The 18,462-nt window shown below is 67.1% G+C and carries 19 protein-coding genes; 10 read left to right on the top strand and 9 right to left on the bottom strand.

Going from position 1 to position 18,462, the window contains the following annotated elements; genetic code table 11:
* Positions 1–2: 2 nt before the first annotated feature.
* The gene (locus C5B91_RS21935) at positions 3–500 is read right to left on the bottom strand and encodes a hypothetical protein (RefSeq protein ID WP_147299502.1); all 498 of its coding nucleotides are present in this window, start codon (positions 498–500) and stop codon (positions 3–5) included.
* 441 nt (positions 501–941) lie between these two features.
* A complete protein-coding gene (locus C5B91_RS14890) occupies positions 942–1,568 on the bottom strand; it encodes a bifunctional 2-polyprenyl-6-hydroxyphenol methylase/3-demethylubiquinol 3-O-methyltransferase UbiG (RefSeq protein ID WP_115819929.1) in 627 nt (208 codons plus the stop codon).
* 146 nt (positions 1,569–1,714) lie between these two features.
* Here C5B91_RS14890 and C5B91_RS14885 point away from each other — a divergent pair, with 146 nt between their 5' ends.
* Entirely contained in the window at positions 1,715–2,149 is a 435-nt protein-coding gene (locus tag C5B91_RS14885; protein ID WP_049968953.1) for a rhodanese-like domain-containing protein, read from the top strand.
* Here the strand turns inward: C5B91_RS14885 and C5B91_RS14880 are convergent.
* The gene (locus C5B91_RS14880) at positions 2,130–2,960 is read right to left on the bottom strand and encodes an alpha/beta fold hydrolase (protein WP_115819928.1); all 831 of its coding nucleotides are present in this window, start codon (positions 2,958–2,960) and stop codon (positions 2,130–2,132) included. The two genes, C5B91_RS14885 and C5B91_RS14880, sit on opposite strands and share 20 nt — an antisense overlap.
* A gap of 110 nt (positions 2,961–3,070) precedes the next feature.
* Here C5B91_RS14880 and C5B91_RS14875 point away from each other — a divergent pair, with 110 nt between their 5' ends.
* Entirely contained in the window at positions 3,071–3,538 is a 468-nt protein-coding gene (locus tag C5B91_RS14875; RefSeq protein WP_008093880.1) for a peptidylprolyl isomerase, read from the top strand.
* A gap of 49 nt (positions 3,539–3,587) precedes the next feature.
* Here C5B91_RS14875 and C5B91_RS14870 read toward each other — a convergent pair whose 3' ends face one another.
* From C5B91_RS14870 to C5B91_RS14860, 3 genes are all read right to left on the bottom strand, one after another.
* Positions 3,588–4,364 (bottom strand): hypothetical protein, encoded by a 777-nt coding sequence (locus C5B91_RS14870; protein WP_115819927.1) that lies wholly within the window; start codon positions 4,362–4,364, stop codon positions 3,588–3,590.
* Positions 4,365–4,453: 89 nt separating this feature from the next.
* A complete protein-coding gene (locus C5B91_RS14865) occupies positions 4,454–5,593 on the bottom strand; it encodes a hypothetical protein (RefSeq protein WP_115819926.1) in 1,140 nt (379 codons plus the stop codon).
* A gap of 124 nt (positions 5,594–5,717) precedes the next feature.
* Complete coding sequence (locus tag C5B91_RS14860; protein ID WP_115819925.1) at positions 5,718–6,389, bottom strand: hypothetical protein; 672 nt, start codon at positions 6,387–6,389, stop codon at positions 5,718–5,720.
* Between the two features lie 127 nt (positions 6,390–6,516).
* Between C5B91_RS14860 and C5B91_RS14855 the strand changes: the two genes are divergently transcribed.
* The 8 genes from C5B91_RS14855 to C5B91_RS14820 all read left to right on the top strand — a co-directional run bounded on the left by C5B91_RS14855 (position 6,517) and on the right by C5B91_RS14820 (position 14,981).
* Entirely contained in the window at positions 6,517–7,389 is an 873-nt protein-coding gene (locus tag C5B91_RS14855) for a universal stress protein (RefSeq protein ID WP_008093872.1), read from the top strand.
* Positions 7,390–7,552: 163 nt separating this feature from the next.
* Positions 7,553–8,191, top strand: coding sequence for a helix-turn-helix domain-containing protein (locus C5B91_RS14850; RefSeq protein WP_004978354.1), 639 nt, complete (start codon positions 7,553–7,555; stop codon positions 8,189–8,191).
* Positions 8,192–8,452: 261 nt separating this feature from the next.
* Complete coding sequence (locus tag C5B91_RS14845; protein ID WP_049913470.1) at positions 8,453–9,691, top strand: ABC transporter substrate-binding protein; 1,239 nt, start codon at positions 8,453–8,455, stop codon at positions 9,689–9,691.
* A complete protein-coding gene (locus C5B91_RS14840) occupies positions 9,688–10,617 on the top strand; it encodes a carbohydrate ABC transporter permease (protein ID WP_004978357.1) in 930 nt (309 codons plus the stop codon). Before C5B91_RS14845 ends, C5B91_RS14840 begins: the two co-directional genes overlap by 4 nt.
* A 1-nt stretch (position 10,618) precedes the next feature.
* Positions 10,619–11,485 carry a carbohydrate ABC transporter permease gene (locus C5B91_RS14835; protein WP_008093868.1) on the top strand — a complete coding sequence of 289 codons (867 nt, stop codon included), beginning with the start codon at positions 10,619–10,621 and terminating at the stop codon, positions 11,483–11,485.
* The gene (locus tag C5B91_RS14830; protein ID WP_115819924.1) at positions 11,485–12,636 is read left to right on the top strand and encodes an ABC transporter ATP-binding protein; all 1,152 of its coding nucleotides are present in this window, start codon (positions 11,485–11,487) and stop codon (positions 12,634–12,636) included. Before C5B91_RS14835 ends, C5B91_RS14830 begins: the two co-directional genes overlap by 1 nt.
* Positions 12,633–13,892 carry a CaiB/BaiF CoA-transferase family protein gene (locus C5B91_RS14825; protein ID WP_115819923.1) on the top strand — a complete coding sequence of 420 codons (1,260 nt, stop codon included), beginning with the start codon at positions 12,633–12,635 and terminating at the stop codon, positions 13,890–13,892. The genes C5B91_RS14830 and C5B91_RS14825 overlap by 4 nt, the downstream gene beginning before the upstream one ends.
* Positions 13,893–14,981 carry a LeuA family protein gene (locus C5B91_RS14820; RefSeq protein WP_049968944.1) on the top strand — a complete coding sequence of 363 codons (1,089 nt, stop codon included), beginning with the start codon at positions 13,893–13,895 and terminating at the stop codon, positions 14,979–14,981. It abuts the gene before it with no gap.
* A 33-nt stretch (positions 14,982–15,014) separates the two neighbouring features.
* Here the strand turns inward: C5B91_RS14820 and C5B91_RS14815 are convergent, their stop codons facing one another.
* The 3 genes from C5B91_RS14815 to C5B91_RS14805 all read right to left on the bottom strand — a co-directional run bounded on the left by C5B91_RS14815 (position 15,015) and on the right by C5B91_RS14805 (position 18,394).
* On the bottom strand, positions 15,015–15,734 hold the full coding sequence (locus tag C5B91_RS14815) for a cob(I)yrinic acid a,c-diamide adenosyltransferase (RefSeq protein ID WP_115819922.1): 720 nt from the start codon (positions 15,732–15,734) through the stop codon (positions 15,015–15,017).
* A 165-nt stretch (positions 15,735–15,899) separates the two neighbouring features.
* Positions 15,900–17,228 carry a cobyrinic acid a,c-diamide synthase gene (locus tag C5B91_RS14810; RefSeq protein WP_115819921.1) on the bottom strand — a complete coding sequence of 443 codons (1,329 nt, stop codon included), beginning with the start codon at positions 17,226–17,228 and terminating at the stop codon, positions 15,900–15,902.
* A gap of 158 nt (positions 17,229–17,386) precedes the next feature.
* Positions 17,387–18,394, bottom strand: a complete 1,008-nt coding sequence (locus tag C5B91_RS14805) for an AIR synthase family protein (RefSeq protein ID WP_115819920.1) — start codon at positions 18,392–18,394, stop codon at positions 17,387–17,389.
* Positions 18,395–18,462 lie beyond the last annotated feature (68 nt).

Raw genomic sequence — 18,462 nt, 5'->3', positions numbered from 1 at the left:
AATCACCAGCAATGAATCGTTCGTAGTTGTGGTATTTTATCTTCTGTACCCGGTCCAGTCCCTCGTTTCACAATACTTTCGTTAATAAAATAAAAAGATCGCCAGGCTGTACTTCCAGCTCTTCTATCTTCAAGGGTTGTCACTTCTACGCGATGTATTGTAATCATAAACCCGTCTCCAGATTCACCCACGGACACATCTCTTGGAGTAATCGTTACTGAATCCAGGTCGTCGTCGTACTCGCTGTTGTATGCTACAACGCTTTCGACATCTACTGCAAGTTGCCCAACACTACCCCGGGAAATTTCGTTCGGCTTCTGAGGGAATTCTTTTGCCTCACTTTTGGATAATTCTTCGTTGTTGGGTGTATATGCAATATCACAACTTTGCACAGTTGCGGTCTGTGTATCTGCCATGGTTGTAGTCTGTTCTGTTGGCGTACTTGCAATACACCCCGAAGTCGCTAACATCAAAACCACCAAAATGATCTTTTTCCACATTTCAACCAAACCAATTATTAACAAATAGTAAAAATTTATGCCCATGATAAATTATCAATGAATTGTCTTAATTGCGAAGTGGCAGTCTACCTCAGCAAACGCGTGGCTACGTGTGTTGATTCAAATCACGCGACAGAATATTAGTTCAAATACGAGCAGAAATATTCCAACACTAAAGTAAAATGGACCATAATGAGGTCAGAAAATGATGTCTTTTAGAAATGTGGGCGGGTTCACAATTTAGTTTGATATCAATAACACATATCAAAGATATTTTAAACAGATAATTGTTTCTACACGGACTCACTAAATAATTCTGTATTGGGCGTAATAAGCGTGAATCACCGAATTGCCGACAAAATCTGAGACTAGCCATTTCAGAACTAATATGTGATTTCTTTTATTTAGACGCGTTTCAAGCGTGTTCTTCTTCGAACTTCTCTAAGACAAATTTATTGGAATACTTTCATTTACTCCTCTCCGCGGATACGACTGCGCGCCACCCCTCGTGTTCCGCGCGATAATTGTCGCTGTCGCGGAGCGTCGGTCGTCGCGGAGTTCGGTCGATTCGTCGTAGTAGACCACGGTGAGGTCGAGACAGGCCCGGAGCAGTTCGTTCGAATCGAAGCGGTATCTGTCGGTGCTCGGCCCGACCGTCGCCGGCGGGTCGGCCCGCAGGTGGTGCTGGTAGAACAGGACGCCGCCGGGTTTCAGCGACGCTTTGATGTCCGCGAGGCGGTCCAGCGTCCGGAAGTAGCTGATGGTGACGAGGTCGTACGTCGACTCGGAGAAGTCGTAGGTCGTCGCGTCCGCCTGAATCGTCTCCACGCGGTCGGCGAACCCGCGGGACCGAGCGCGCTCTTCGACGATACTGAGCCCCTCGCCCGACTGGTCGAGCGCGTCGACGCGATAGCCGTTTTCCGCGAGAAAGAGCGTGTTGCGGCCGTTCCCGGCCGCCACGTCGAGGGCGCGACCCTCGGGCAGTTCGTCGAGGTACGACCGTAACACCGGCGACGGCTCGGGGTCGGTCGGGTACGTTCCGGTCCGGTAGCGCTCGTCCCACTTCATGAGGGCGCTACGCGGACCGCCGTGTTCAAGCTACGGCGTCGTTCCCGGCGGACGGGACGGCGTCGAACGCTCACGCGGAACCACCGGCGGAGCGCCGGGACGCCGGAAGCACCAGCGCTTTCCGCGTCAGCGACGTGGAGAGAGCCGTGACCACGATTCGCCCCGACGAACTCGACGCCCGCCTCGCCGACGGCGACGACCCCTTCATCCTCGACATCCGCCCGGAGTCGAACTACCAGCGCGGCGCAATCGACGGGAGTCGCGTGAGCGTCAGCGAACGTGACTACGTCGGGGAAGTGAATGGAGCGAACGGACCGGACAGGAGCCGCAACGTCCCCGTCTACGACGACCTCCGGTCGGGCGACGACGCCTCGCTTCGAGGTCGGCTGGACGAGATTCCGCGGGACCGAGACGTGGTCGTCGTCTGTAAGATGGGCATCGTCGCGAAGCGGGCGACGGAGCTCCTCCGCGAGGAGGGGTACGACGCGGCGACGCTCGCGGGCGGCATGAGCGGGTGGAACGGCTACCAGCGCGGGTCACTGAGCTACAAACTTCGGTCGCTCATCTGGCGACTGTTCTGAGGCCGTCGAGGAACTCCCGAAGGGCGTCCCCGAAGAACGCGGGGTTGTCGAGGTTCGACGCGTGGCCCGCGTCGGGAACCGCGCGGACCGTGACGGTCGGAATCCCGTCGCCGAACGCCGCGGCGTGCCTGCGCACGAACGGGAGTTCGTTCTCGCCGTACAGGACCAACGTCGGGACGTCGATGTCGCCGAGGACGACCGACGAGTCGGTGAACCGACTGACCGCCCGAATCACCTTCGCGAACTCGTCGGTCGCCATCGGCGGGCCGCGCTCCCGAAGACGCTCGACGTTTCCGTAGTCGCCGCCCGCGGGCGTTCCCGACAGCCGCTCTTGGAACCAGACCATGACCTTCTCGACGCGCTCGTAGCCGACGAGTCGAACGAACGGAATCGTCAACCGGGGGACGACGAGTCGCTGGAACCGTTCGAGACGGTCGAAGACGACCGGGGAGAACGTGTCCGCGAGAACGAGCCCCGAGAGCCCGTCGGGATACCGCATCGCGTATGCCTGCGCGACACAGCCGCCGGTCGAGAGTCCGCAGACGACGGGCCGGTCGAGGCCCAACTCCGAGACGAGCGCCGCGAGGTCGTCGGCGAACAGTTCCATCGAGTACGTCGCTGGCTCCGAGCCGCCGGTCCGGCCGTGTCCCCGGACGTCGTACGAGACCGTAGTGTAGTCGTCGCACAGCGCCTCAGTCTGGCGGTCCCACTGGCTGTGGTCGAGAATCGCCCCGTGAACGAAGACCACCGGCGGTCCCTCACCCCGCCGTTCGTAGTAGGTGTCGATGCCATTTGTTCGAGCGAACGCCATGCTATCTAGTGGCGCGCGGAGAGCATGAGCGCGCGCCTCGATGTAACAGATAGATGATACTCTCGTCGGCAGTACGGTCACTTATCCGTCTCCGGCAGAGAGTAGGCGGTATGACGATAGAAACCGGCGACTCCGTTTCGCTCGAATACGTTGGAAAGCTCCCCGACGGCACGGTCTTCGACACGTCGCGTCAGGACGTGGCCGACGCCGAAGGACTCTCCGAGGCGCAGGGCGACCGCGACTACGAGCCGCTCGTGGTCGAAGTCGGCGCGGGAACCGTCATCGAGGGCCTCGACGAGGCGCTCGTCGGCATGTCCGTCGGCGACGAAGAGAGTATCGAGATTCCGCCGGAGAAGGCCTACGGCGAGCACGACGAAGACCTCATTCGCGAGCACGAGACCGAACAGCTCCGCGAGGTACTCGGCGACGAGCCCGAGGAGGGACTGTACGTCCAGACCCAGCAGGGCGGCCTCGGCGAAATCGTCCACGCCGACGACGACGTGGTCCGCATCGACTTCAACCACGAGCTCGCCGGCGAGACGCTCGTCTTCGACGTCGAAATCGTCGACGCCAACTGAACTGAACTGAACTGAGCCGCGGTCTCGCGGTTCGACCGTTCTTCTCCCGCTACTCGCGCCACCATGCGACGGCGTACAGCACTCCGCCGACGAGAATCAAGACCGCGCCGACGCCGGCAACGCCGAGTCCGACGACGAGCGCGGCCCCGAAGCCGAAGTCGTCGACGTGCCCGTAGACGGTGATGCTGTGGAGCGTTCCATCCTTCTCGACGAGCGCCGGGAGGCGGTCCACGAAGGCGTCGTTCACCCGCGGTCGGTAGCCGAAGTCCTCGTCAGAGGAGTTCCGAAGGATTCTATCGACCGTCTCTCTCGCCTCCGGCGAGAGGTTCTCGTAGCGATACGCCCCTCGCTCGACGGTGGCGTTTGCGACGCGCTGGAGTGTGGCGTTTCGCGCGGTGACGACCGAGCCGTTTTCTTCCACGCTGAACCGGTAGTACTGCTGGCGCTCGCCGTAGGCGTCGTGGACGTACGTGTTGTTCCGCGCTATGGCTTGGAGGTCGGCTCTCGCGCCCGCCGCCGCGGTCCGGGCGGTGCCGTTCCGCATCGCCGCCGCCAGCGTCTCGCGGGTCTCGTTCGGCGCGCGGTACCCGCCGGCCGAGTACCGGTGGCTGACTTGGTGCACCGAAATCGAGACCGTCCGCCCGTGGCGACTCACGATAGTCTCGACGTCCGATTGGTTCGCGAGCGACACGGTCTCGGCTCGGTACGACTGCGAGGTTTGCGGCGGCGGCGACGTCGCCTCCGCGAGCGCGGGCAGGTACACCGGCGCGGGGAGACAGACGAGGCCGACCACCGCGAGGATGAGGGCGAGTTTCCGGAGACGCATCGTCGGAAGTTCCGCCGAGCGCGGTAAGTGTTTTTTTGTCGCCGTCTCGCTCGCCTCACGGTCCCATCGCCGCGGTCGCCGGGCGACGCTCAGTCGTCCAGTCGCGAGTGCGCGTCGAGGCAGTCCCGAACCCGCTCGCGCTCCTCGCGGGCCGAAGCCAACTCGTCGGCCACGACGCCCCGCCGGAGGCGGTCGCGCTGGTCGTCGGTGAGTTCGGCGCGGGCGACCGCGGCGTCGCGGAGGCGGTCGTAGGACTCCTCGTACGTCAGTTCGTGGACCTCGCGGACCCGCGCGACCGTCTCGTCGCCGGCGAACCGACTCACCACGGCGACGAGTTCCTTCGTCCGCCAGCGGAGTTCCGAGGCGGGCTCCGGCGGCCACGACACGGTCAGCGGGTCGGCGTCGAGCGTCTCCAGAAACCGCTTGTTCGTCCCGACGGCCGCGGAGAACCGCTTGGGGTCGTCCACGTAGTGGTCGAGTTTCGACCGCGAGTAGCCGGCGTACTCGACGAGCGTTGGAATCGGCTCGTCGCCGATGGCGGCGGTTTCGAGGTACTCGCGCAGTCGCTCAGGAGGACTGGGCGTCTCGACGAGCGGATAGGACTCCGCGGCCGCCAGCCACGCGAGCACCTCGCGGGCGGGCGACTCGGCGCGGAACCGGTCGAACGCCTCGGCCACGGCGTCGTCGTACCGCTCGATGGGGTCGCGGAGTTCGTCCACCGGCGCGTCGATGTCGACCTCGCCGAGCCGCTCTACGCGTTCGAGGCGCTCGATTCGCGCGTCGAGTTCGTCCGCGCGCTCCTGCACTCGGCGACGGGCGCTCCGGTAGTCGTCTTTCGCCTCGTCCAGTTCGTCGAGGAGCGCCGCCTCCTCGCGGGCGGGGCCCAACTCGCGTCTCGCCTGCTCGAAGTCCGACGCCGACAGCGACGACGTGATGCCGGTGGTGAGCGACTCGTTGGCGGCGATGAAGGCGTCGCTGTGGCGCACGTCGGCGGGAACCTCCTCCAGCCGGTTCGACAGCGTCTCGCGGAACGCGACGTAGCCTTCGAGGTCGTCGGTCGCCCGCTCTTCGAACCGGTCGAGAATCCCCGTCACGTCGCTGACGGCTGACGAGAGCGTCCAAAGCTCCTCGCGGCCGATTTCGTCGACCGTCTCGCGTCGGCCGCGGAGGGTGTCGGCCGCCGTTCGGAGCGCCGCTACGGGGTCGTCGGCGAGCGCGGCGTCAGTCACGCCGCGGCACCTCGGGAGGGCGGCCCGTGCGCGGAATCGGTGTCATGCCCGACGAGTCGGTGCGCGAGGGTTGAAAACTTGGTGACCGAGGAAGACGGGACGGCAGTGGGTCGAGGAAGCCGAGTCAGCGCCGGTCTCGGCCGGTCGCCACGTCGAACGCGGCGGCGAGCGCGACCGCGAGCACGCACAGCGCGACCGACGGCGACAGGGAGAACAGGTCGACCATCCCGGGGAACGTGGCGACGACGAGGAGCGAAACGGCGTAGTAGACGCCGGCCACCGCGGCCGACGTACGGGCCGGCGCGGCGCGCAGTCGAGGGAGCGCGAGCATCGCACAGAGCGCGACGCAGCCGGCGACGACGACCGAACCGGGGAGCCCCGCTCCGGCGAGGTCGGCGCGCGCGCCGAGGAACGTCCCGAGGCCGAGCGTCGCGTTCAGATAGGCCGCCCGGCGGGCGAGAAAGCCGTACCCCGCGTCGGGGCCGAGGCCGATTTCGTTGTCCTCGATGCGGTGCCACGGCGCGCCGACGGAGACGGCGTTCATGCGGAGCGCGCCGATGGCGAGGCAGGCGACCGCCAGCGAGACGACGGCCGCGGTCGTGACCGCCACGGGCGTCGAAACGGTCATGAAGCCGACCCAGAGCATCGGGAGCGCGAGGAGTAGGTGCTGTCCGAGCCCGAAGTAAATCGTCGCGTCGAGCCACGCGTCGACGCCGGTTTCGTCGTCGTCGCCGCCCTGTCGGCGGTGGCGTCGCGTCCGCGCGCCGCCGTGCGGAGACTCGTCTGTCGGTGCCATGACCGTCCGATTGTGACTGTCGAGTGATAACTGTGTGGTGCGGTTGGAGCTAGCGCCCCCGACGATGGCCGGTCCGCGGTCGCCGTCCGGCGAAAGGACTTACCGGCGACCGGGTGTATGACAGGCTATGTACGAGCGCATCCTCCTGCCCGTCGACGAGAGCACGTCGTCGAGCGCGGTTCTCCACCACGCCAGCGAACTCGCCCACTGGGACGACGCGGAGATACGACTGCTCTTCGTCGCCGACACGACCCGCGACAGCGTCACCGTGGTCGGGAACGACGTGGTCGACGCGCTCGAACGCGAGGGCGAGAGCGTCGTCGACGAGGCGGCGGAGACGCTCCAAAACCTCGGCGTCGATTACTCGACGGACGTGGTGCAGGGCAACCCCGCGCCCACCATCGTCGAGTACGCCGAGGAGTACGACTACGACCTCGTCGTGATGCCGACCCGCGGGCGCAAAGGCATCTCTCGACAGCTCCGCGGGAGCGTCACGGAGAAGGTCGTCCGCCTGTCGGACCGGCCGGTGCTCACCGCCCGCATGAAGCCCGACGAGGAGCTGACGTTCCCCTACGAGCGCATCCTCATCCCGACCGACGGAAGCCGCTCCGCGAAACGAGCGACGAGCCATGGCCTCGCACTCGCAGCCGAACTCGACGCGACGGTTCACGTCCTGTCGGTCGTGGACGACTCCGCGCTCGGCTTCGACGTTCGGTCGATGCTCTCCGGCGAAGAGAGCGAGCGCGGCGCAAACGAGGCGATTTCGAAGGTCGTCGAGGAGGCGAACGAACGCGGCGTCACGAAGCTCGCCGAAACCATCGAACACGGCTCGCCGAGCGAGGCGATTCGGGAGTACGTCGAAGGTAACGACATCCACGCCGTCGTCATGGGGGCCACCGGGCGGAGCGGCGTGGACCGAATCCTCCTCGGGAGCGTCGCCGAGCAGACGGTTCGGAGCGCGCCCGTCCCCGTCATCACGGTGTCGCCCGGCGAGGAGTAGCCGGGACGAATTGGAGGCGGCGGACCGCCCAACGCGAGCGGGTAGGCCGCCCGGCTCGGGATACAGCTATTACCCGCGGGCGACGTATCGGCGTAGTAACCGTGGTCGAACAGGACCGTCCCGGACGCCCGCCCAGCCCCGACAGCCGGAGGTCCCGGTAGCGATGCTTCGCGCGACCATCCTCCTCGAACTGAACGAGGACTACGTGCTGTCGCACGTGAGCGACCTCGTCGACGGGCCGGTCGTCGTGACGAACTGCGAGGTGCTCGGCGAGACGGACATCCGATTCGTCGTCGACGCCGGGGAGCACCGCGACGAGATGGCCGAACGGCTCGCCGCCAGCGAGGTCGTCCGCGACCTCGAACTCGTCGGCGACGACCAACTGCTCATCACGAAGCGGTCGTCCGGGGCGCTCCCCGTCATCCGCGAGAACCACGGGATGCTCCAGCGGATGAGCCAGTTCTACGGTCGCTCGCGCGTCTTCGACGTGGTCGTGTTCCGGCGGGCCGACCTCAAGGCCATCATCTCGGGGCTCCGGTCGCTCGGGACCGTCGAACTCCGCCGGCTGAAGCCCTTCGTCGGCCCTTCCACGCGGCTCTCGAAGCGGCAGGCCGAGGTCGTCGGCTACGCGCTCGAACGTGGCTACTACGACTGGCCGCGGGGCGTCACGGTCGAGGAAATCGCGGCGGCGTTCGAGGTGAGCCGACCGACCGTGTTGGAACACCTCCGGCGGGCGGAAAAGAAACTTCTCAGCGACGCGCTCGCCGATGCGACGACGCCCGCGAACCCCGACAGCACCTGACCTCAGCCGAGTCCGACTGCCTCCGGCGCACGCTGCACCCCGAATTTTGAGCACCTAGTACACCTGAAACACGTCACCATATCTTCGAAAACCACTATAAAGAGCCAACAGGTGTAGGCACTACTCCCGTGGCCTCTAGCGGTGTACGTATTGTTTGCAATTACCATGATGAATGGGAATCACTCTCGTGGTGGTGACGGGCGGAAAACGCGCGGGTCGTCGCGCCGGACGTTCCTCGCGGCGGTCGGGAGCGCGGCGGCGGTGACGACGGCGGGCTGTCTGGGCGGCGGCGGTGGCGGCGGCTCCAACGAGCCGATTCGATACCTCTCGGACCGGGGCGACTCGAAGGACGTGATGGACGAAATCATCGCCGAGTTCGAGGAGGAGACAGACCACACGGTCGAGATGATTTACACGGCGAAGGGGACCTCCTCGGACGCCGAGATGCAGAAGATGGTCGCCGCTGGCAACCCGCCGGACCTGCTTTTCGACACCTCGACGGACGCGTATCGGCTCCAGCGCGACGGCGTCCTCGCGCCCGTCACGGGGGCGGTTCAGGACAACGACCTGCCCGACCCGGTCAGCGTCGGCGGCGAGTCGTACTTCGCGGCCGCGATGGTCGAACCACTCATGGGCTGGTACCGAAACGACGTGTACTCGGAGATGCCCGCGTCGTGGAGCGAGTGGGTCGAGGCGGCCGGCGAGGTGTCGGCCAACGAGTCGATGGAGGGCTACGTCATCCAGTCGGGCCAGACGAACAACGCCGACACCCAGATGACGCAGTACCTCTGGCAGAACGACGTGGAGATTTACGGCGGCCCCTCCGACGGCATCGAGGTCAGACTCGACAACGACGACAACCGACAGGCGGCCGTCGAGACGTTCGAGTGGGTCCAGTCGATGGCCGAACACTCGCCGAACGGCTCGGGGTGGGCGTGGGGCGACGCCATCGGCGCGCTCCAACAGGAGAACGCCGCGGCCATCGCCAGCGTCGGCGGCCTCCCCATTCTCACGATTCAGGCCAACCGACCCGACCTCGTCGAGAATCTCAGCCCGATGCCCTTCCCCGTGCCGAGCGGGGCCGCACAGGACAGGTGGTGGGCGTACATGGAGGGTCACCTCGTCCGCAACGACGGCCAGAACACCGAGGGCGCGCAGGCGTTCGTCGACTTCTTCACGAGTTCGTCGCGCTTCTTCGACTTCGTGCTCTCCGCGCCGCTGTTCCAGTTCCCGCCGACGCGGGAGCAACTCGACGCGCCCGAGGTGGCCGAAAACGAGGTCATCCAGCAGCACCCCGACGTGATGAATCTCGTCCGCGACAACTGGGACGCCTTCACGAGCGTCCTCGCGACGGGCGACGACGGCGCGCCGAACATCGTCGCGGCCGACGCCTACAGCGAACAGCTCTTCGGACAGGCGGCTGACCAGCTTCTCGTCGGCGGGCTCACACCCGACGAAACGGTCGACTGGTTGGCCGAAGAGCTCCGCGGGTTGCAATGAGTACGGCCCTCAAATCGCGGTTGGCGGCCGCCGGGTCGGCCCTCCGAGAGCGTGACGTGGACGGCACGACGCTCCTGTTGGCGGCGTGTTTCGTCCCGATGCTCGCGTTCTTCGTCGTGGTCTGGGTCATCCCCATCGTCTACGCGCTCGGGATGAGCCTGTTCGCGTCGCCGGTGCGGAACCCCGAGTTCGTCGGCCTCGGCAACTACGCGGAACTCCTCGGAAACGGCGCGTTCTGGGGCTTCCTCTGGAACAGCGTCGTCTACGCGGTGGCGACGACGGGGCTGAGCCTCGTCATCGGGCTGGGGCTCGCGCTCGTCATCAACCAGCGCATCCGCGGCGGCGACGCCCTGCGGACGCTGATGATTTTCCCCTACCTCCTGCCGACGCTCGTTGTCATCTTCATGTGGAAGTTCATCCTCGACCCCAACATCGGGATTCTGAACCAGTTCCTCGTCGACGCCGGGCTCATCGACAAGCCGATAGCGTTCTTTTCGACCCTGGAGTTCGCCATGCCGGCGGTCGTCGTCACGAGCGTCTGGAAGTTCGCCAGCTTCGCCTTCTTCATCCTGCTCGCGCGCCTGCAGGCAATCGACCCCGACCTCTACGAGCGGGCGCGGGTCGAGGGCGCGACGACGTGGCAGGCGTTCCGCGACATCACCTTCCCGCACCTCCGCGGGGCGATCCTCATCATCCTCCTCGTCAGGGGTATCTGGATGTTCAACAAGTTCGACATCATCTACCTCTCGACCCGCGGCGGCCCGCTCCAGCAGACGACGACGCTCCCGATTCGCGTCTACCAACTCGCGTTCAGCGAGGTGAACTTCGGCATGGCGACGGCGCTCGCCGGCGTCATGTTCTTCCTCCTCGCCGGCGTCGCGGTGGTCTACTTCCGGGCGTTCGCCCCCGAAAAGGAGGTGGCGTGAGATGGCGACATCGACCGGTCGCAGCCTCGTCTCCCACGACACCCAGAAACGCCTCCAGCGAATCGCCGTCTACCTGACGGCGCTTCTCATCTCGGTGTTCACCATCATCCCGGTGTACGTGATGGTGGTCATCGCCATCCAGTCGCCGGCGACGACGTTCGCCGGCGGGCGGGTGAACCTGTTGCCCACCCAGCCGTCGCTCCGGAACTTCCTCGTCCTCCTCGGGTCGACCGACACGGTCCGGTACTTCGTCAACAGTCTCGTGGTCACGCTCGGTTCGACCGTCCTCTCGACGACTATCGCGGTCGCGGCGGGCTACGGCCTGACGCGCTTCGACTTCACCGGGAAGTCGCTGGCGGCGCGGGCGGTGCTGTTCTCGTACATGTTCAGCCCCATCGTCCTCGCCATCCCGCTGTACGTCGTCTTCTCGACGCTCGGCCTGCTCAACAGCCACTTCGCGCTCACCCTCGCGCTGACGGCCATCTCCGCGCCGTTCTGCATCTGGCTGATGTGGCAGTACTTCCAGACCGTCCCCATCGCGCTCGAAGAGTCCGCGTGGGTCCGCGGCGCGAGCCGCTGGCGCACGGTTAGAGACGTGGTCCTGCCGGTCGCCCGCCCCGGCTACATCTCCGCGGCCATCTTCGCGTTCGCCGTCGCGTGGAACGACTTCACCATGGCGCGCGTCGTGATGAGCCGCGACGAGATGTACACCATCACCGTCGGCGCGTCGCTGTTCTTGGACCGCGTCAGCATCGGCTGGGGCGAGACGATGGCCGTCTCGCTTCTCATCTCGATTCCGCCGTTCCTCATCGCACTGTTCCTGCAACGATACCTCCTCCAGGGCTTCAGCGTTGGAGGCCTCGAATAATGGCAACCAGCATCCACCTCGACACCGTCAGAAAGGAGTTTCGCACCCTCGGAAACACGCACGTCGCCGTCGACGACCTCAGCCTCGACATCCCCGAAGGCTCGTTTACGACCTTCGTCGGCCCTTCGGGCTGCGGGAAGACGACGACCCTGCGCATGCTGGCCGGGCTGGAGACGCCCACCTCGGGCACCGTCTCGTTCGGTGACGAGGACGTGACCGACCTCCCGCCGCAGGAGCGCAACGTCTCGATGGTGTTCCAGTCCATCGCGCTCTACCCGCACATGTCCGTCCGCGAGAACATCGGCTACGGCCTGAAGATTCACGGCGTCCCGAAGGCCGAGCGCGACGAGCGCATCGACGAGGCCGCCGAGGTCCTCCAAATCGAAGCGCAGTTGGAGAAGATGCCCGCCGAGCTCTCCGGCGGCCAACAACAGCGCGTCGCCCTCGGCGGCGCGTTCGTGCAGGACCCCGACGTGTTGCTGTTGGACGAGCCGATGTCCGACCTCGACGCGAAGCTCAAATCCGACCTCCGCGTCGAGATTCAGCGACTGCATCAGGAACTCGACACGACCGTCGTCTACGTCACTCACGACCAGACCGAGGCGATGACGATGAGCGACCAGGTGGTCCTCCTGCGCGACGGCGAACTCGCGCAGGTCGACCCGCCGAAACAGCTGTTCGACTACCCGAACTCGGAGTACGTCGCGCAGTTCATCGGCATGCCCTCGACCAACGTCGTCGACTGCGCGGTCGAGCACCGCGACGGCGAGACCGTGCTCGTCGGTCCCGGGTTCGAGCTTTCGCTCCCGGCCGGCGTCGACGCCCCGACCGCCGGCCGCGTCAGACTCGGTATCAGGCCGCAGTACCTCGATGTCGGCTCCGCCGGGGCGTGTCGGCTCTCGGTCGACGTGGAGGTCGTCGAGACGCTCGGCACCGAGTCCGTGGTCCACGGCCGCCTCGAAGACGGCACCCCCTTCGACGTGGTCAGCGACGCCGTCGACGACGCGGTCGCGGGCGACCGCCTCGACGTGTCGTTCGACCTCGCCGACGCGTTCGTCTTCGGCGAGGACGGCGAGACGATACTCTTCGGGTCTGAACGCGCCGGCGAGCGCTCGTCGTCGCCCGCGGGGGCGGGGGGCGTCACTCCATGAGCGGCGACAGCGCCGAGCGCGCCGAGAGTACCGAGACTGCCGCGGGCGCGACCGACTCTGTGACCGCGTCGGCGACGCGAGGACTCCCGCTCGACGGCGTGCGCGTGCTCGAACTCGGCCATATCATCGCCGGGCCGTTCTGTTCGATGCTCCTCGCCGACCTCGGTGCGGACGTCATCAAGGTCGAACACCCGAAGGGCGGCGACCTCATCCGCGGGTCGTCGCCGGTCGGAAACAGCTCGTTCAACTACGTCAACCGGGACAAGCGGAGCCTCACGCTCGACCTCAAGTCCGACGCGGCACTCGACGCGTTCTTCGACCTGCTCGACGAGACCGACGTGGTCGTCGAGAACTACGCGCCGGGAACCGCCGAACGGCTCGGCATCGGCTACGAGCAGTTGAAAGAGACGCATCCGGGCCTCGTCTACTGCTCCATCAAGGGGTTCAATCCCGGCCCCTACGAGTCGTACCCCGCGCTCGACCCCATCGCGGAGGCGCTGTCGGGGCTGATGAGCGTCACCGGCCACGAGGGGATGCCCCCGGTCCGGTCGGGCACGAGCATCGCCGACATGGCCGCGTCGTTCTACGGCGCGATAGCGGTCCTCGGGGCACTCTACCGCCGCGACCGGACCGGAGAGGGGTCGAAGGTGACCGCACCGCTGTTCGAGTCCACCGTCTCGATGATGGGCTACTGGCTCGCGTACACCGAGGCCTACGACGACGTGCCGGGTCCGATGGGCGCGTCGCACCCCAACTGGGCACCCTACGACGTGTTCGAGACGGCCGACGACGAGTGGGTGTTCATCGGTCCTTCGGGTGAGCGTCAGTGGGCGGCGCTCTGCGAGGCGCTCGGCCTCGACCTCCACGAGGACGACCGGTTCGACACGCTCCCGGGCCGCCGGGAGAACCTCGACGAACTCATGGACCTGCTCCGCGCCGAGTGCGAGACCCACGACGCGGCCGACCTCGTCGCCGGCCTGCGCGAGGTCGGCGTCCCCGTCGCCAAGGTGAACTCGATGGACGAGGTCGCCGAGGACCCGCACCTGCGGGCGACCGACTTCTTCACCGAGGTCGAGACCGCTGAGGGAACGTCGCGGTCGGTCAGCGTCCCGCGGTTCCCCGTCGTCGCCAGCGGCTTCGACCGTCCCGAATCGACCGACCCGCCGAAGCTCGGCGAGCACACCGAGGCGATTCTCTCGTCGCTCGGCTACGACGACGCCGACATCGACGCGCTCCGGCGCGCGGGAGGGGTCTGAATGGCCGCCGCGGAGCCGGTCCTCCTCGACGTGACCTGCCGCGAGGGCGAACAGCGACCCGGCGCGTCCTACACGACGGAGCAGAAGGTCGCGGCCGTGCGCGCGCTGTCCGACCTCGGCGTCGACTACGTGCAGGTCGGCTTCCCGATTGCGGGCGCACAGACCGGAGCGGTCTGCGACGCCGTCGACGTCGAGACGAAACTGACGGGCATCGCCCGAGCCGTCTCGAAAGACGTCGAGGCCGCGGTCGACGCCGGCGTCGACGTTATCGACGTGTTCGCGCCGACCAGCGAGCGACAGCGGACCGAACTGCTCGGGAAGGACGCGGACGAACTGCGCTCGCTCGTCGGCGAGACGGTCGATTCCGCGACCGAGACCGGGCTGGAGGTCCACTTCACCGCGATGGACGGCTTCCGGACCGACCCCGCGTTCCTCGACGGCCTGTTCGACTCGATAGACGCGACGTACCTCACTATCGCGGACACCGTGGGCTCGAAGACGCCGTTCGAGGTCTCGTCGTTCCTCCACGACCTCGACACCGACCCGACCCGCCTCGGCGTCCACTTCCACGACGACCTCGGCGTCGCCACGGCCAACGCGCTCACCGCGGTCGCCCACGACGTGCAGAAAGTGGACGTGTCGGTCGGCGGTATCGGCGAGCGCGCCGGCAACGTCCCCGTCGAGGAGTTCGTCGTCGCGGCCGAGACGAGCCGCGCCGTGAACCGCCCGGCGCTCGCCCCCTCGACGCTCATCCCCCGGGCGAACGACGTGTTGACGGCGCTCGGCGAGTCGGTGCCGGCGGAGAAATCGGTGCTCGGGTCGGACGTGTTCTCCCACGAATCCGGGCTCCACACCGCGGCGATGCTCGACGACCCGGCGACGTTCGAGCCGTTCGACCCGGCCGCGTTCGGCGGGTCGCGGACGCTCTACTTCGGCCCGCAGAGCGGGACCGGCGCGGCCCGGCGGCTCTTGGAGCGGGTCGGCGACGACCCCGACGAAACGCGGGTCGCGGCGCTCGTCGAGACGCTCCGGTCGCTCGACGAGCCGGTGCCGACCGACGAGGCGCTGGACATCGCCCGACGGCTCTGAGCCGTCGGCGCTCCGTCGGACTGGCCGACGCGCTCAGTATTCAGTTCCTTTTCTCGCGCGCTGGCCGGCGTCGATGGGGTGTTTCTCCTTTCGAACGTTGGTCACGAGGTCGGCGGCGTCGGAGACGTAGGTCGGTTCCTCGTGGCTCCCGGTCAACACGAGTTCGAGATGCTCGGGCTTTCGCTCCACGAGGTCGAGCACGTCTTCCTCGTCGAGCAGTCCCATCGCGACGGCGTAGAGGAGTTCGTCGATGATGAGGAGATGGACGCCGTCCTCCGGCGGGCCGTCGAGGGCGAGCGGTTCGGTGAGGTCGGCGTCGGCCGCGGCGTCGACGAGTTCGCGCGCCCGGTCGAGACCGGCGGCGACCTGCGCCTCGTGGTCGGCGTCGTCGCTCCCGTCGGCCATGCCGGCCCAGCCGTAGTGGCCGAGGTTCTCGAAGGAGAAGCCGGGCATCGCCGCGATAGCGTTGTACTCCCCACGGACGGCCTCGACGGAGTCCGCGCCGCCCTTCAGGAACTGGAGCATGTGGACGCGGTAGCCGTGGCCGGCGGCGCGGAAGCCCATGCCCATCGCGGCCGTGGTCTTGCCCTTGCCGTCGCCCCACCACACCTGCACGAGGCCGAAGTCGTCGGGCGCGGCGGGTTCGATGGCGGCCGCTTCGGGGCGGACGCCGCGGCCAGGGGTGTTCGCTCGAACCGAGTCGGGGGTGGTCTCGTCGTCTGTCTCGGGATTTCCGTCGGGTGCGTCGGTCATCGTTGAGTGTGAATCGGTGTCGCGTCGGGGTCGGATCGGTGCGGATCGGTCAGGTCCGTCCCGCCCCGCGTGGGTCGGTCGTCGGTCGGTGCTTGTCGCGGCTTCGTATATAGGGGTTCGCCGCCCTCGCTCCCGCGCTCTCACGCCCTCGCGCTCTCGCCGCGGTCAGTCCGCCAGCCGCGAGACGAAGCGGTCGAAGGCCCCGCTCTCGGGGTGGACGTGGGCGTAGGTGCCGAGGGTTCGGTACTCCGTGAGTCCCTCGCGGCCGTCGATACCGGTGCCGCGCTCCACGTCGAAGGCGAACCGGGCGTCGGTCGCGGGGTCGGCCGACGAGTAGTGGAACTCGTGGCCGCGGAGCGTCTCGCCCGCGTCGGCGGTCAGCGTCCCGTCGGTCGCGCGGAGTTCCACGTGGTCGAGCGCCTGATAGCGCTCCCGCATCGTCACGTCGGCGGGGAGGATACCGGCCATCTCGTGGGTGTCGCCGTCGGTCGTCGTCAGCGACTCGGTGAGCGCCATCAGGCCGCCGCACTCGCCGAACACCGGCAGGCCGTCGGCGGCCCGGTCGGCGAGCGCCGGGAGCGTCGTCGACGACGCGAGTTCCGCGGCGAACCGCTCGGGGTAGCCGCCGGGCAGATAGACGCCGTCGCAGTCGGGGAGGTCGTCGCCGGCGACCGGCGAGAAGTACGAGGCGGTTCCGAGCGATTCCAGTCTGTCGAGGGTCGACGGGTAGACGAAACAGAACGCCTCGTCGCGGGCGACGGCGACCGTCGGACCGTCGGAATCCGTAGCTTGGGACGACTCGGCTCGAATGCCCGCTTCGAACTCCTCGGTGTTCCACTCGGGTTTTCGCGCCACCTCGGCGAGCGCGTCGGCGCGAATCCCGTCGGCCGCGGCGTCGAGCGCCTCGTCGGACAGCGGGGCCTCGTCGCCGAGGTGGAGTCCGAGGTGGCGCTCGGGGATTTCGAGGTCGTCGCTCGGCGGGATTCGACCGAGATACGGCAGTTCCTCGGGGAGGGCGTCGCGGATGCCTTCGGCGTGTCGGCCGCCGTGGGCGCGGGAGGCGATGACGCCGGCCACGTCGGCCTCGATGCCCATGCGGTCCGCGTAGGTCCGGAAGCCGTAGGCCGTCGCCGCGACGCTCTGCATCCCGGCCCTCGCGTCCGCGACGAGGACCACGGGGAGGTCGAGGAGGGCGGCGACCCGAGCCGTCGAGGTGTCGCCGTCGTAGAGGCCCATCATGCCTTCGACGACGCAGATGTCGCCCTCGCCGCGGGCGTAGGTCCGGCGCATGCCGTCTTCGCCTTCGAGCCACGGGTCGAGCGTCCGCGACGGTTTGCCGACGACGGCGGCGTGGTGTGAGGGGTCGATGAAGTCGGGGCCGGCCTTGGCCGGCTGGACCGCGTAGCCCTCGCGTTCGAGCGCACGGCACACCGCGAGCGTCGTGACCGTCTTCCCGACGCCGGAGGCCGTGCCGGCGACGACGACGCCTCTCATCTGGTCACCGCGGCCCGGGTCGCGGACGGCGCTCCCGGCGGGTCGCTCGCGAGTCGAGACGGACGTTCAGCAGTCATATCAACAAGTGAAATTTCAGTAGTCAAAGTTGTGTTGGGTCGGTCGCCGGGGGCGGCGTCGGTCGGTGACTCGCGTTCTGCTCAGTCCCAGAGGTCGTACATGTCGTCTTCGACGCCGTCGGCGTAGTCGGTCCCGTCGTAGACGACGCCCACGTCCGAATCAACGACAGTGTCCGCGGCCGCGCTCGTGCCGTCGTCCGCCGCCTCGACGGTTCCGACGACTGTCGCCTCGATTCGCTCGTCGTCGAGCGCGGCGAGCACCTCGTCGGCCTCGTCGCCGGGGACCGCCGCGAGGAGCGCGCCGGAGCCGAGAATCCGCATCGGGTCGACGCCCATCGCGTCGCAGAGCGCCCGCGTCTCGGGGCGGACGGGCACGTCGTCGCCGTCGACCTCGATTCGGACGCCGGAAGCGCAGGCGAGTTCGACCAGTCCGTTGAGGACGCCGCCCTCGGTCGGGTCGTGCATCGCGGTCGCGTCGGACGCGAGCACGGCGGATTCGGGGAGGACGCTGATGTCGTCGAAGAAGCCCGCGGCGCGCTCGACCGTCTCGGCGTCGACGCCGGCGGCATCGAGGTCGGCGCGGAAGTCGGTGGCGAGGACGGCGGTGCCCTCGACGCCGGCACCCTTGGTGAGAATCACCGCGTCGCCGGGTTCCGCGCCGCCGGTCGGGACGTACCGGTCGGTCGGACCCATACAGGTGAGCGACAGGAGCGGCCGGGAGAGACCGGCGACCGTCTCGGTGTGGCCGCCGACGATACTGATGCCGAGTCTGTTGGCCTCCGCGTCGAGTTGGGCGGTGATGTCGTCGAGCAGGTCCACGTCGGGTTCGGGGAGGAGGACGGTGCTCACGAGCCACTCGGGCACGCCCCCGCAGGCGGCCACGTCGTTGCTGGCGATAGCGACGCCGAGGGTGCCGATGCGCTCGGCGGCGAGCGAGATGGGGTCGGTGCTGACGACCATCGTCCCCTCGCCGGTGGCGACGGCGGCGGCGTCCTCGCCGTAGCCGGCCCCGACGAGCAGGTCGTCGTTGGGGGCCCCCGTCCGCGAGAAGACGTAACGGTCGAGGTCCGCAGGTGAGAGTTTGCCCATACACGTGGGTGACGGCGAGGGCGCTTTTGTGCCTTCCCGTCCGCCGCCGGCGCTGGCGGTCGCGCTCG

Source organism: Haloferax sp. Atlit-10N (assembly GCF_003586325.1).
Lineage (GTDB): Archaea > Halobacteriota > Halobacteria > Halobacteriales > Haloferacaceae > Haloferax > Haloferax prahovense.
The sequence above is the reverse complement of the archived record's forward strand: the minus strand, read 5'-3'. Positions and strand labels throughout refer to the sequence as shown.